This window comes from Paenibacillus tuaregi (assembly GCF_900086655.1).
In the GTDB taxonomy this organism is placed as follows: domain Bacteria; phylum Bacillota; class Bacilli; order Paenibacillales; family Paenibacillaceae; genus Fontibacillus; species Fontibacillus tuaregi.
Genome location: NZ_LT575476.1, coordinates 2,608,611 through 2,622,541, shown reverse-complemented (window position 1 = coordinate 2,622,541; position 13,931 = coordinate 2,608,611). Strand labels below are relative to the sequence as shown.

Below are 13,931 nucleotides of genomic sequence, written 5' to 3'. Positions count from 1 at the left end.
CTACGGGGTAACCGTTATTAATAAGCCGGGAGCAGAGAAGCTAAAAAAGATATTAGGTAAATGGCTTGAATTAATCGAAGAAGCACCTGACATATTCAGTTTAAGAGGAGATACTGTTTGGAAAGAAGAAGAGAATGAAGATGGCTACTGGGAACAGACGAGAAATTGGTTGAAGCGAGAAACAATGCAGAGTGAATTAGAAGCTTTAATTGACTTAGCTATCAAAGCTTCAGCGAATAACCAATTGATTATTCATTTTGGAATCTAAGATAGCCGATTAAGGTGAAAAACTATTCGGGCCATACGGCCCTCGGTCCGGCAGAGTGATTTCGGGGAAGTGGAAGCAGCCGGACAACCCTGCACTGGCTAAGTCCGTCGGACCCGCGCTTGCACGCTTAAGCCAGTGAGGGTTCGTGAATACAAGAACGTTGTCCGAAAGAACCGAATCATTATAAAAGGATGAAAAGTATGAAAATCAGTTCAAGAATGATTTATTGGATCGGCGGCTCGCCGTGTTCTGGTAAGAGCACTATTGCTGAGTTATTAACTGATAAGTATGACCTAATTTATTACAAATGTGATGAGGCTTATCAAAAACACATAGAAAGATGTAAAGCAGACCTTCATCCAATTATGACCAAAATAAAGGGATTATCAATAAATGGTATTTTTTCACGGCCTCTAGAGCAACAAGTTAAAGAAACAATTATGTTTTATAAGGAGGAATTTGGAATGATTCTGGGTGATATAGATAGAATTGTTTCAAGTAAACCTTTATTAATTGAGGGAGCAGCTATATTGCCTGATGTTGTTTTTCCGCTTCTAAGCAACTTAAATCATGGTATATGGATAATTCCAACAGCAGATTTTCAAATAGAGCAATATTCGAAACGGGAGTGGATTCATTCCATATTAGAAGAATGTCAGGATCCGAATCAATCTTTTGAGAATTGGATGAATCGGGATATTCAGTTTGCCGAATACATCAATAAAGACGCGCATAGCAAGGGGTTAAAGTTAATTAAAGTAGATGGACGTGCTTCAATTGAAGATAATTTGGCAATAGTTGAAGAACATTTTAAATTAACGAAAAAACGGTATTAGCACTTCAGCGATTTGAAAGTATATTCGAAGATGTCGGTTCCTTCGGATAACACCGTTTTCCTGCTGCGGAGCTTACGCTCTTTATTTTGGATGGTACACAGTTTACAATCATAGTTGTCGGACGACAAGAACATATATACAACGGAAGTCGCATAAAATGCGGCTTTTTTATTTTTTGTATAGAAGTTCTTGTCGTTGGCTCAAGACAAGAACTTCTATACAAAGCCGTATTAGGACAAGAACTTCTATACAATTCCGTGATCCCTGGAAATGAACCGGGTTATTAAACTAACGGGCAGTTTAGCGCAACCATTTCTTCCCATTTTCGTATATATGTTGTTCAGATATAGGCAACGAAGAGAGGGATTATAATGAATTTTGGTATGTATAGAAAAGAAATTAATCAAATGATAGCCAGTTTACCTGATGAAGAATTAGTGAAAGTTTACTGGTCCATTGAAGAAATCCGTCAAAAATATCTCTTTACTAAAAACATGCTTGATAAAGGGGTAGTTATTTTAACCTTATTGGAAAAAGAGCATGGAATTATGGACCTTTGGGATAGCTCATTTGCAAAAAATATTAGCGACGAGACCAAAAGTAAAATTCGTTATAATCAGTATAAGTGGCATATTTTTAGTTATAAGAAGCAAGAATGTTTTGAAAAAGAAGCAGCAAGAAACGCATTTGATGCTATGACTAAAAATGAATTATATGTCATGTATCAAAATATTTCAGATATTGTATTTGAATATAATAACGCTAATGATATTGTCGCATCCGATTTTGATTATGAACAAGATATATATATATTTGATAAGAATTTTACATGGACGTACATACACACTCATGAATCAATGTGCGGACCATACTTTTATAAAATTGTTTAGGGATAGTTAAACATCTTTTCAACAGGCTCCCTCATTTGGACAGAAGAGATGGAATTAACCTAACGCAGAACGTTAGGTCAGCGATCCAGGAGCAGTTTGCCGCCGATCCAACTGCTCTTTCTGTCATTAAGTTAACGGGCAGTTATGTTACATAGACCAGAAACAGGAGGATGAGTGTATGGCTATTGTACGATTAGCGACATTAGACGATGTAGATGAACTTGTTAAAATGCGTTGGGACTTTTCTATGGAGGATAATGGGGTTAGTACGGTTAGTTTTGAGGAGTTTCACCAGATTTGTAGCGAGTTTTTAGTTAAAGCGATTGAAAGCAGAGATTGGTATATTTGGGTGGCAGAAGTTGAAAAAAACATAGTTTCACATATGTATTTACAGTTGATACATAAAGTACCGAGACCGGGAAAAACTCGTGATCCTTATTACGGATATGTCACTAATGTCTATACCCACCCAGCTTTTAGAAGCCAAGGTATAGGAGCTGAAATTCACATGACAATGGAAAAATGGTCCAAAGAAATTGATGTTGAATTTCTTATTCTTTGGCCAAGTAGCACCAGTGTTCAGTTTTTTACAAGAAATGGATTTGCTCGATGTGAAGAAGCAATGGAAAAACATTGGTGATGACATACCAAGGCATTGAAGTAACGGGAAACTTTAGTACAACAAGACAAACAGCAGCCGTCAAGCCAGCTGCTGTTCAACTAAAGGGCAGTATAGCTTGGTTAAATCACGAATAATTGGAATATGAAGAATATTCGATATAACGGATGTGTTAATATAGAAGAAGAAGTGTCAGGGTCATAGAAAGTTGCTAATTTAGCGGCTTTTTTATGTTATCGGTACAAGTTCTTGTCCAAAGCCAAGGACAAGAACTTGTACCGATTGCCGGAATGGACAAGAACATAGTCCGATTGCCGATTAGGCTAATTTTGACGGTGGCCGTACTCCAAATGCCTCCGATATCCCGGCGACTATGCAAGTGGATTATGTACGCGTGTATAAAGAACAGTAATAAAATTGCTGTTTCCACAATTAACAAACCGTTGATCTGAATAATGAAGATCAACGGTTTGTTGTTGTTAATTTGAATTGATGTTATTTAGGCTAGGGTCGCATCATACGGGAATGGAAAGTCTCGAGAATGTTTGGGGAATAGTAATTCATAATGAACAGAAATGGAGCGTAGAGGAATGAAAGTATTATCTATGATTCAACCATGGGCGACTCTGCTTGTCCAAGGCGAAACTCTCTATGAAACAAGATCCTGGAAGACCCGGTATCGCGGTCCGTTGGCCATTCATGCAAGCCTGAAAGTCGATAAGCAGGCCTGCAAATATGAACCCATACGTTCTTTACTTGCCAAGAATGGCTATACGGAACAAAACCTCCCTACGGGGGTTATCCTTGCAACTTGCGAGCTTTCCAATTGTTATCAAGTCATCGACGCTAATCATACGTCAGCCATTCTGGATTGCGGGAAGGTTGTGACGGGTGAGGACTTGCTGTTAGGCGATTATAGTCCAGGTTATTTTGCGTGGGAAATAGCGGGTTTCCGTCTGCTGAAGCCCTATATTCCAGCGAAGGGAAAACTGGGACTATGGGAATATCCAATAGACGAAGAGTTGATGATATGACCTATGTAAACAATGAATCCAATTAAAATAATCGAAAAGAAATAATTCTATAAACCGTTATAGTATCTGTAATACAGAGGTAAGAATAAGTAAGGAGCCGTGTTGTAACACGACTCTAGTGTACATTACTACATAAAGAGCAGTCGGCCGCTAGGTGGTGGTCGGAATAGACTGTTACCTTAGGGTGGGCGATCTATTTCTTTTCATGTAAGCAAGAAGCACCAAAATAAAAATGCCGAAAAGGAATATTAATGAAAGTGTTCTGTGCCTCAATGCTTGGGTTTATGGTTATTTCGTGATTGGACTTGCTTTTTTACCCATAATGTAAATTCCAATCCAGCCTAGCAATAATAAGATCTGAGCCAGAGCGACCAGCCACAATACTTCGGTGTAACCTCCTATAATGCAAAATATAGTATTGACTAGGGGGAACCCCACGAAAGTAAACATGATAGGAAAATCTTTTTTGGGAGTGATTGAATAATTAACCTTCCGGTCCCAAAACTTTATAAAAGCTAATGCTAAAATTCCGATTGTAATTACAGAAAGTGTAATCAACATCACCCATTGCATATTAGAGGTTCTTTCGAAGAACGGCCCCATATAATTAAAGAAGTTAGATAAAGGTGAGAACATACACGCTAATGACAGAATGGCCGCCAGAAAAGGATAGATATAACCAATTGATTTACTGTAGCCTTTCTTTTTATGCCACCATTCACCAATTAGAATAAAGATGGTCCAATATCCCGCTATATAAATCCATCCTGTAAAATTCATCACAGGTTCCCCATAGATTTGAGGTTCACCGGCTAGCGGATAATAAGTCCATCTTGCCATGAGTCCATCTGTAGTCTGAAATATCTGTTTAACAGCCACCGGGTCCAATGAAAAGTCAAAAACCATAGCGCTCAATCCCGTAATAAATGGTTTAGTCCAGGACGGTATATTTACAGACTTTAGAACACGCAAAGTTGAATAAATGATCAGAAACTCAATAATAGGGACAGTAATCGGTATATTAAATAACATTAAAATACTCCGCCCATAGGCGTAAAAACCTTCCCCAAGCGATGAAGCAGTAATTTCAAAAACGGCTGCGTAAAAAAACACAAAACCTATAAACTGCAGTAGAACCGTTTTGGGATGTGTTTCCTTATCAAGGATATAGAAAACCATTAGAACAGCAGCAATTAAGACTATAATATCTTGAATTATCCATACAGGCACTACAGTTATATCACCCATATTTTACCTCCATTTAAGTTTAAAAATAGAATTGAACGTTCAAATAAATTATAATTTCACTGTGTTACTTAAACAACAGACTGTTCGATTGAGATATGTTAGTTATCATACAAACCACATTAGATTTGTTCATTATTTTAAATTGGGAGGATATTATGGCAGACAAAAAAACAGATCCAATTCATTATACTAACGGGCAGGTTAGTTATAATCAAAAATTACTATCAACAGAATGGATTCATTAGTTATAATGCGGAGGAATTATTAAATTATTGGAGGGACTCCCAATGAGGAATATAGATTACAATAATTATTTTTGGCAAGATGAGGTTATAAGACTGTGTGCGATACAGCCAGAAGATTGGGAAGGTCACTATATTAACCGTTTCGATACACCAGCACGACGCTTGTTAGAATGCGCTGTTGAGCTACCACCCACGGTTTCAGAAGCAAAAGCTTTCGCAGAGAACTTTTCTGAGTTTTCATCTAATCGACTTATGTTTACAATTGAGAGTTTGGACGGTGAAAATGTTGGAGGAGTTAACCTAAACAGTATCGATGAAAGAAATGGTACCTTTAGTCTCGGGATTCAAATCGACAGAGATTATCGAGGAAAGGGTTACGGTACACGGGCTGTACATATACTCTTAAAATATGCATTCTTCGAGCGAAGGCTTAATAAATTCAATGATTACGTTCTTGAAGGAAACGAGGCATCGGCTGCAATGCTTAGGAACGTAGGATGTATCCAAGAAGGGGTCCGTCGGCAAGTGTTTTACACTAATGGAAGATACTACGATTCCATATTGTTTGGGCTAACAAAGGACGAATATATAGAACGCTACAAAGGTTCAGTGTAATACTTAACCAGGGATTAAGCTCCTAACGGGCAGCATTAGTTATAATGTACGCGGCCGTGCGCCGATTAGCCACGCGCTATGATAAATTGGCTTGTACATTCAGGGCTTTTTTGACCCTTGCCTCAATTATCGTGGCGGTCCACATATTTTTTGTTTCCATGAATTGGATTTCACTGTATGATTAGAGTGCTAATATCATTGGAAGGAATTGAGCTTGATTATGAAGTTACGCTATCAAATCATAATCCTATTATGTATGTTTATAGGACTATTAGGTTGTTCCGACGAGTTGAACGAGGCTAAAAAGAATGCTGATGCTGGTATGCGCATGTATGAGCAATCACAATTATTAGAAGGTGATAATGCGGTACAAGCAGGCCTAAAATGGCTATTCGATATATTGGATGCAACTGATCTTTCTGAGAAGCAATTGGATAGTGAGTTATTGGACAAGCGAAACAACGTGTTTTACTTACTAACCAATACATATATGTTGTCTAAGGAACAAATAGAGGATATCTCGGGTATAAAGGATGATATAACACGCAATAAGAAGATCGATAGTATTTATAAACCAATAGCCGATAAACTGGCTAAGCAGCAAAAAGCAACGGAGTGAAGAAGCAAGAAGTACTCCAACAGCAATTAGCCGAATGTTGAAGGACAAGAACTTGATCCCATTGAAAGTCGCTAAAATAGCGGCTTTTTTGTTTTTGTATTATTTGCCCTTAAAATGGCAAGCCTCAAATTTATTACAAACTAAATCACGCGACCATTGTTATATTATGTGAAAAGGCATTCATTATAGCAGGGGGGGGTGAGATATATGAACAGATGACAAGATGGACTTTACTGCTACCGAAAACGCATATTTGGCGGCTTTTAAAATAATATATGAGGGAGATCAAATTATGAAACGAATTGCAGAAAGTCTCGGAGTTATCTTAATTAAAAAGGTTGCTCTTCTAGCAGTTGCTTTTCTATTTCTTTTCGCCTCCAGCGGTGTTTCCTTTGCGAGCAACGATCTGTCTCTTGGAAATACCAAGCTGCTTAAGCAAGCAGATGTCCTGAAAATTGTACAAACCAACCTAGAGGGCTACATGAAGAATGACCTCCAGACGCATGATAAGAAGCTGACTGCTTCCAAGGATTTCGTTCCCTTGTACGATTTAGATCATAACCTCTTTGCTTACATGGTCCCATTGCTTGAAGAGGGCCGAGAGATCGGATATATCACCGTTGGTGCCATTGAAGATGGCTATGCTACTTACGAGATAAATATCCAGGATAAGGCTGTCAGTGAAATTAAGGCCAAGCTGAAGGACAAAGCAGCTAAGTCTAATGGCAAGGGTGAGGTTGTTTTTATTCCCCCATTAGACTATCTGATTAAAGTGTCCGACCAAGGTCAGGATTTTTATTTTGATCCAGCTAAGGGCTCCATGGATGTCACAGATAAAGTAAAGCAGACGAAAGAAAAGTTAAAGGAAGACTTTAAACGTATTCGTAAAGTCGAAAACAAGAAACACATAAGCGACATGTTGGCACAGACAGTCACTACAGCTTCGGTCACGCAAGAAGACGTGGCTCTAACGGTCGAGCGTAACTATGGCATGTTTGTTCCCGTCGAATATACCACAAACACTTACAGCTACGGCGGAGACCAGAATTGGTACGATACCACGACTAAGAAGGATAGGGGTTGCGGCCCGACCGCCGCAGCTAATCTAACAAATTACCTTGCCAAGATTAAGGATCCCGTAAAATATGGAAAATTGTATGTTGGTAATACAAATTCCAAAACGGATTTTGTGGCCCACATGGATAAGCTATACTCTTATATTGATCCTGGTATGTTTGGCGAGACTTCAGGAACTGACTTTACCTCAGATGTCGAGAGATTCGCTAGGGACCGTGGAGTTGCCCTTAAGGGGGTAACAAACTCTGCCTCGTTTACTCTTGATAATGTTGCAAATTATATTAAAGCCGGTCTGAACATTAATTCACCTGTCGCTACACTTAACACCAAAAAATGGTCCGACTATGAATATGAGTGGCATTGGATGACGATCACAAAGTATTACCGCGATGTTAATGACAATCGTTGGATCGCCGTATCCACTTGGGGTCAGCGGCGCAGTATTGATTACCGTGTCCATTTTGATGCGATGGCTAATGGATGGGTAATGGGCGGAGTGATGTATTTCCAATAAAATTTACTATAGAATAAGGATAGGTCTATGACTGCCCATGGATCTATCCTTTGCATTTAGAGGAGGTGAGCCTGATGAGTAAAATGGTGCCGGTCGTGGTAGTAATCGTCTTTCTCTTAGCCGGCTGCATGACCCACAGAGCTATATCCACGGAACAATTGGATGACTTTAAAAAAACGGTATTTTCTGAGCATAAGGACATTTCTGATCTAAAAATTCAAATGGCCCCCACTCAAATAGAGTTCAATTATTTTCTAAATCGTAAGACAGATAGGGAAGCTGATAAAGACGTCTTTATAAAGACAAAAGCGCTTATTCTTTCTCCAGATTTTCAGAAAACCGTGATTGAGGAGTCTTATTTCAAACATTATTCCAAGGACGATCGACGATATCCCGACATCCACATTCGTTTCTTCGGCGCTCAAAAAGAAAGGTCCGATTATGAATATACAACCTCTTATTATGGACCGGGCGTGGAGGGAAAGAAGGAGCGGCCGATCGACGGTTATAGGACGTGGTATTTTAATGATCTTAAGACAAAAGGTGTTCCAGTAACCCAATGATCTCGACTCCAGAGTGATGACTGTTCTTCCGCCTTGAATATCGGGCGGTTTTTTTGATGTCAGACGACAAGAACATATACAACGGAAGTCGCATAAAATGCGGCTTTTTTATTTTTTGTATAGAAGTTCTTAGATTTAGGGGATTTTCAGTCACGTATTTGCTACCAAGTTAATTCAATAGTTAACGTTAAAAAGATTGTTTCGATTCTAGGGAACAGTCTAATACTTATTTTCCGAGTAATGCAAACATATGTACAAAATACGGGTTTTGTGAATATGTAATAGCAATTTCTTTTGTTTGAAGCAAAACTTTGGTTACAACTATACAACCAGGCACCACCTAAAATCAGGTTAGTGCCTAGTTCATTTTAATGCATCTATACTTTTTACTTATTGAACTTTCAATAATTTACTGATTTCATTAAGATTCTCTGCGAAGCCGATAAACACCTGATCACCGATGACAATGGTTGGAACGATTTGTTTCCCTGTTATTTTTTTTACTTCGACAGCGTAATCGAAGTTCTCTTCACAATTATAATCTTCATAAGAAATGTTATGTTCCTTGAAATACCGTTTGGCAAAGTTGCAATCACTACATGTTGGAATGGAATAGATTTTTACTGCCGTCATATCCTTATCCCCTTATTTTTTAGTCAATCACTGAATAACCTTTGCCTCGGATCGCGTCCTTAATATCTGCCAGCTTTGCTTGCTTCTTGCATGGGATCCCCTCCTTTCAATCGATTGGTTATATTTGTTTCCTTTTTAGCCTTTTATTTTGACCCGTTGTAATCGAAGTGCATTCAGGACGACAGAGACGGAGCTTAGAGCCATTGCCGCTCCTGCAACCCATGGTGCCAACAATCCGATGGCGGCAATCGGAATACCAAGTGTGTTATATCCAAGAGCCCAAAACAGGTTTTGCCGAATGTTCCCCATCGTTTTACGACTCATATAGATTGCGTCTGGAATGCTTGTCAAGTCACCACGCATGAGGGTCACGTCAGCGGCTTCCATCGCAACATCGGTCCCCGTTCCGATGGCCATACCGATATCTGCTGTAGCAAGAGCCGGTGCATCATTGATGCCGTCTCCAACCATCGCAACGGTTTTACCTTGTGATTGGAGTGTTTTAACTTCCTCTGCTTTTCCTTCAGGAAGGACTTCAGCGCGTACATGATCTATTCCAACCTGAGCCGCGATCGCTTTAGCAGTCCGCTCATTATCCCCGGTAATCATAATGACCTGAATTCCCATTTCTTTTAATCGGCTGACAGCTTCTTTCGAGGTTTCTTTAATGGTGTCAGCCACTGCGACCATTCCCGCATATCGGTTATCGATGGCAACAAGCATTGCGGTTTTGCCGGTTTCCTCAAGCCTGGTCATCGTTTCATAAGCTTGCGTTGCCTTGACATCATACTTTTCCATTAAACGACGTGTGCCGACCAGCAATTCTTTACCTTCAACCACAGATTTAATTCCAAATCCAGGAATTGCTTCAAAGTACTCTGTTCCAGGAAGCGTGATTTGGCGTTCCAGGATTCCTGCCACGATTGCTTCAGCCAAAGGATGCTCAGAGTTTTTTTCGGCAGCGCCGACAAGTCTCAGAAACTCTTCTTCATCACCTTCGGTGAGTACATCGGTCAGTTCAGGTTTCCCTTTGGTGACTGTTCCGGTTTTATCCAAGATGATCGCGTTAATCTTATGGGTCTGCTCCAAGTGTTCCCCACCTTTAAACAATATCCCAAGCTCTGCTGCCCGCCCGGAACCGGCCATAATAGAAGTTGGGGTTGCCAAGCCGAGAGCACACGGACAGGCAATGACAAGAATGGCTATTGCTTTTTCCAAGGCTTCTGCAAACTCACCTGGTGTCACGAGGAAGAACCAAACCAGGAATGCCACAATTGCAATCCCTACAACAATCGGAACGAAAATACCCGAAATCACATCTGCCACCCTCTGAATAGGCGCTTTAGAACCTTGTGCCTCTTCTACAACCTTGATAATCTGTGCCAGTGCTGTTTCTTTACCGACCTTTGTAGCTTGAATGCGGAGTATGCCGTTTTTATTGATGGTCGCTCCGATCACCGTGTCTCCAGCTTTCTTTTCTACCGGCAAGCTCTCCCCTGTCAACATGGATTCGTCAACGGATGAGGTCCCTTCAAGCACTAGTCCATCTACAGGCACTTTATCGCCGGGACGAACGAGAACGGTGTCGCCAGTCATGACTTCATCAACCGAAATCGTCATCTCTTGGCCATCGCGCACAACAAGTGCGGTCTTGGCCTGAAGCCCCATCAAGGATTTGATGGCCTCTGAGGTACGTCCTTTGGCGAGTGATTCAAACAATTTACCCATAATGACCAACGTAATCAGAATCGCACTGGTCTCATAATACAAGGATGGACCGTGATGAACGCTGGCACCTGCAGCGAACCATTCCAACGTCACGTACAAACTGTAAAAATAGGCGGCTGATGTTCCTAAGGATACCAATACGTCCATATTCGCGCTTCCATTGCGCAGCGCTTTATAAGCGCCCACATAAAACTGTTTGCCTACATAAAACTGAACTGGTGTAGCTAAGATGAGCTGAAACCACGGATTCATCAGAATATCCGGCATGTAGATCCAAGAGGTAAACGAAAAGTGCGCAACCATACTCCAGAGGAGCGGGAAGGATAAGATCGCCGAGAGGAGCAAAAGTCGTTTTTGATGCTTAATTTCTTGTTTGCGATGATCCCCGGCTTCTTTTGACTCTTGCTTTGTTACCGCTTTATAACCAAGCTGCTTTACTTTGTTCTGCATTTCAGTGATCGAGATATCTCCAGCCGAATATTCCACTCTTGCCGTTTCCATGGCAAAATTGACGGATGCATGAGTAACCCCTGGAAGTTTACTTAGACCTTTTTCGATTCGATTTGCGCATGCTGCGCAAGTCATGCCTTCCAGGTTAAAGTTAACTACCTCTTTGGCAGTGTCGTATCCCAGCTTCTTGATCGTTTCCTCTAATTTATCAGCTCCGATTCTTCCCGGATCATAGGTTACGCTGGCTTTTTCCAAAGCAAAATTGACGTTGGCTGAGGAAACACCCTCCAGTTTGTTCAAGCCTTTTTCGATTCGATTTGCGCATGCTGCACATGTCATGCCTGTGATTTGTAAGGTTGTTTGTTTACTTTCGTTTCTAGCCTGAGCTTCCACGATTCATCACTCCTACTGAATAATGGCAAATTTATTCGTTGTTTTATTTTAGTATACCCCCGTACCCTATATTTAGTCAATCAGATTTTTCTATTTATGTGTACTCCGGTACCCTATAATGGTGATCTAAAAAAGCAGCACCCAGTGCTGCTTCAAACCCACTTATTTCATCAACTTATTCATCGTGGTTAACAGTTCATCGAGTACTTCGGTATCGCCATCTTGTATACGCTCGATGACGCAGCTTTTCATATGATGTTCCAGTAATAGCTTACCCACCCCGTTTAATGCGGATTGGACCGAAGCAATCTGATTCAGAACGTCATCACAATAGGTGTCTTTTTCAATAAGACCCTTGATGCCTCGAATCTGACCTTCAATACGATTCAATCTTGAAATCATATTACTTTTCACTTTATCGGAATGATGACTCTTCCGCTCCGTTTCATCGCTGGAACAGCATCCTGGATCTAGGGTTACCGATTCTTGATTCGTTTCAACTTCAACACTCATTCCATTTACCCCCATTCTTGAAATGCTCGATTAATCTGTGGCGATTCATTAACGTTTCTTATTCTAATTTATGCCCCCCACCCCTATACTGTCAAGTTATGTACACACCATATCCTTTCCAGTTCTTAATTTAAAAATGAAGAACTCCCGCCATTGGGTGACGGCAGGAGTTCAGTTTGAATCACATCGTATTTGACATGGTGGTATCAGCTTGTTTTGAAGTTCGTACAAACAATAGGGTTAACACGGCTCCGGTAAAGGCAACGATTCCGGACCATAAGAAGGCAGCTTGAAATCCGGCATTAAGGGCTTCCGCGGAATGATCTCCCGTTTGGGCAGCGGTTGTGGTAGCCGCGATGGTCACCATAACGGCAAGACTGATAGCGGAGCCGATCTGGTAACTTGTATTAGCTAGACCGGACGCCAATCCCGCCTCGTCGGGTTTTGCTCCGGACATCGCCGTCATCATGGATGGTATATAGGCCAGTGACATACCAAGTGCACCCAAAAGCGATGCAGGAAGCACGTTTATCAGGAAGCTTCCATTCACTGGCGTATTATTGGAGAATAAAATCAAGGAAGTCCCTAGAGCGGTCAGCCCGATGACAATATTTGCTTTCATTCCGAATTTGGCGATTAATTTACCAGTGACCGCGATCATAAAGATGGCAATTAATATGGTCATCGGGAGCAAAGCGACCCCGCCAGTAAATGCTGAAAATTTGAGAACTTGCTGCATGTAGAGATTGAGGAAATACCATAACGGAATCCATCCACCGGACAACATGATCAAAGCGATGTTTCCAGCAGCCAGGTTCGGAGTTTTGAAAATTTTCAAAGGGATCAAAGGTTCTTTTTTGATTGCCTGAATGATAAGGAAGAGGATAAAGAGTGCTGCTCCTGAGATAAGGGTCCATATAGTGGTTGGGGCTCCCCATCCATTATGTTCTGCCGTTACGATACCGTACACGATTAATACCAAAGCTGCAGTGACAAAAAGGGAACCGATAATATCGATGCTGCCTTTTCCTCTTGTCCCTTTCGGCAGCAATCCCAGCGATAAAAGGAGTGCGAGAATCCCGACGGGAACATTGATTAGAAATGTCCATTCCCAGCTGAGCCACTGCGTAATGACACCACCGAGAAATACACCAGCGGAACCTCCAGCAGCAGCGGATGCACCCCAAAATCCCATGGCTTTTCCAAGTTCCTTCGGATTACCACTAAACAGGGTCATGACTATCGTTAAGGCCGAGGGAGCAATCAAAGCCGAACCGAAGCCTTGCAAAGCGCGACCGATATTTAAAACATTCTCATTCCAAGCAAGACCCGCCAGCAATGAAGCTAGGGTAAGAATTAAAAATCCCCACATAAACATGCGTTTATGTCCTAACAAGTCAGATAATTTTCCTCCAAGCAACAAGAGTCCTCCAAAAAAGATAACATAAGCATTAAAAACCCATTGCAAGCTTTCTTGGGAATATCCCAGGGCTTCTTTGATAGCTGGTAAGGCAACCCCGATAATCGATGTATCCATAATCACCATAAAATTCGCAAGGCATAATAACGCTAGTCCCATCCATCGTTTTGGATCAGCCTTGGGAATACTTTGGGTCTGTATTGACATGAGTGGACCTCCTACATTTGAATTCAACCGGCACTTCCTTGATAAGACCCTTATTCACC

At 41.0% G+C, this 13,931-nt stretch carries 13 protein-coding genes; 8 read left to right on the top strand and 5 right to left on the bottom strand.

The genetic code is table 11. The annotated features are described in order from the left end of the window. The first annotated feature begins 468 nt into the window (after positions 1–468). The 4 genes from BN6628_RS12105 (at position 469) to BN6628_RS12090 (ending at position 3,647) form a co-directional block, all read left to right on the top strand. Entirely contained in the window at positions 469–1,104 is a 636-nt protein-coding gene (locus BN6628_RS12105; RefSeq protein ID WP_235847625.1) for a hypothetical protein, read from the top strand. A gap of 371 nt (positions 1,105–1,475) precedes the next feature. Further along, on the top strand, positions 1,476–1,994 hold the full coding sequence (locus tag BN6628_RS12100) for a DUF4275 family protein (protein ID WP_068617724.1): 519 nt from the start codon (positions 1,476–1,478) through the stop codon (positions 1,992–1,994). Positions 1,995–2,172: 178 nt separating this feature from the next. Further along, positions 2,173–2,634, top strand: coding sequence for a GNAT family N-acetyltransferase (locus BN6628_RS12095; protein WP_068617722.1), 462 nt, complete (start codon positions 2,173–2,175; stop codon positions 2,632–2,634). Between the two features lie 569 nt (positions 2,635–3,203). Next, the gene (locus BN6628_RS12090; protein ID WP_068617721.1) at positions 3,204–3,647 is read left to right on the top strand and encodes an ASCH domain-containing protein; all 444 of its coding nucleotides are present in this window, start codon (positions 3,204–3,206) and stop codon (positions 3,645–3,647) included. Between the two features lie 288 nt (positions 3,648–3,935). Here BN6628_RS12090 and BN6628_RS12085 read toward each other — a convergent pair whose 3' ends face one another. After that, positions 3,936–4,895, bottom strand: coding sequence for a carotenoid biosynthesis protein (locus BN6628_RS12085; RefSeq protein ID WP_068617719.1), 960 nt, complete (start codon positions 4,893–4,895; stop codon positions 3,936–3,938). 287 nt (positions 4,896–5,182) lie between these two features. On the opposite strand from BN6628_RS12085, the gene BN6628_RS12080 reads away from it, so the two are divergent. From BN6628_RS12080 to BN6628_RS12065, 4 genes are all read left to right on the top strand, one after another. Continuing rightward, positions 5,183–5,755 (top strand): GNAT family N-acetyltransferase, encoded by a 573-nt coding sequence (locus BN6628_RS12080; RefSeq protein ID WP_068617717.1) that lies wholly within the window; start codon positions 5,183–5,185, stop codon positions 5,753–5,755. A 289-nt stretch (positions 5,756–6,044) separates the two neighbouring features. After that, a complete protein-coding gene (locus BN6628_RS12075; protein ID WP_148449277.1) occupies positions 6,045–6,374 on the top strand; it encodes a hypothetical protein in 330 nt (109 codons plus the stop codon). A 292-nt stretch (positions 6,375–6,666) separates the two neighbouring features. Beyond that, positions 6,667–7,965 (top strand): cysteine peptidase family C39 domain-containing protein, encoded by a 1,299-nt coding sequence (locus tag BN6628_RS12070; RefSeq protein WP_068622247.1) that lies wholly within the window; start codon positions 6,667–6,669, stop codon positions 7,963–7,965. Positions 7,966–8,039: 74 nt separating this feature from the next. Continuing rightward, positions 8,040–8,528, top strand: coding sequence for a hypothetical protein (locus BN6628_RS12065; protein WP_068617713.1), 489 nt, complete (start codon positions 8,040–8,042; stop codon positions 8,526–8,528). A gap of 390 nt (positions 8,529–8,918) precedes the next feature. On the opposite strand, the gene BN6628_RS12060 is transcribed toward BN6628_RS12065, so the two are convergent. From BN6628_RS12060 to BN6628_RS12045, 4 genes are all read right to left on the bottom strand, one after another. Further along, a complete protein-coding gene (locus tag BN6628_RS12060) occupies positions 8,919–9,161 on the bottom strand; it encodes a glutaredoxin family protein (RefSeq protein ID WP_068617710.1) in 243 nt (80 codons plus the stop codon). Positions 9,162–9,296: 135 nt separating this feature from the next. Then, complete coding sequence (locus BN6628_RS12055) at positions 9,297–11,732, bottom strand: heavy metal translocating P-type ATPase (RefSeq protein WP_068617709.1); 2,436 nt, start codon at positions 11,730–11,732, stop codon at positions 9,297–9,299. 162 nt (positions 11,733–11,894) lie between these two features. Beyond that, positions 11,895–12,245, bottom strand: a complete 351-nt coding sequence (locus tag BN6628_RS12050) for a metal-sensitive transcriptional regulator (RefSeq protein ID WP_068617707.1) — start codon at positions 12,243–12,245, stop codon at positions 11,895–11,897. Positions 12,246–12,426: 181 nt separating this feature from the next. Beyond that, positions 12,427–13,872 (bottom strand): MFS transporter, encoded by a 1,446-nt coding sequence (locus BN6628_RS12045; RefSeq protein ID WP_068617705.1) that lies wholly within the window; start codon positions 13,870–13,872, stop codon positions 12,427–12,429. Positions 13,873–13,931: the final 59 nt, after the last annotated feature.

Excerpts from the sequence above, each read along its gene's own strand:
- BN6628_RS12105 (WP_235847625.1), top strand. The coding sequence starts at position 469 with ATGAAAATCAGTTCAAGAATGATTTATTGGATCGGCGGCTCGCCGTGT.
- BN6628_RS12100 (WP_068617724.1), top strand. The coding sequence starts at position 1,476 with ATGAATTTTGGTATGTATAGAAAAGAAATTAATCAAATGATAGCCAGT.
- BN6628_RS12095 (WP_068617722.1), top strand. The coding sequence starts at position 2,173 with ATGGCTATTGTACGATTAGCGACATTAGACGATGTAGATGAACTTGTT.
- BN6628_RS12090 (WP_068617721.1), top strand. The coding sequence starts at position 3,204 with ATGAAAGTATTATCTATGATTCAACCATGGGCGACTCTGCTTGTCCAA.
- BN6628_RS12085 (WP_068617719.1), bottom strand. The coding sequence starts at position 4,895 with ATGGGTGATATAACTGTAGTGCCTGTATGGATAATTCAAGATATTATA.
- BN6628_RS12080 (WP_068617717.1), top strand. The coding sequence starts at position 5,183 with ATGAGGAATATAGATTACAATAATTATTTTTGGCAAGATGAGGTTATA.
- BN6628_RS12070 (WP_068622247.1), top strand. The coding sequence starts at position 6,667 with ATGAAACGAATTGCAGAAAGTCTCGGAGTTATCTTAATTAAAAAGGTT.
- BN6628_RS12065 (WP_068617713.1), top strand. The coding sequence starts at position 8,040 with ATGAGTAAAATGGTGCCGGTCGTGGTAGTAATCGTCTTTCTCTTAGCC.
- BN6628_RS12060 (WP_068617710.1), bottom strand. The coding sequence starts at position 9,161 with ATGACGGCAGTAAAAATCTATTCCATTCCAACATGTAGTGATTGCAAC.
- BN6628_RS12050 (WP_068617707.1), bottom strand. The coding sequence starts at position 12,245 with ATGAGTGTTGAAGTTGAAACGAATCAAGAATCGGTAACCCTAGATCCA.
- BN6628_RS12045 (WP_068617705.1), bottom strand. The coding sequence starts at position 13,872 with ATGTCAATACAGACCCAAAGTATTCCCAAGGCTGATCCAAAACGATGG.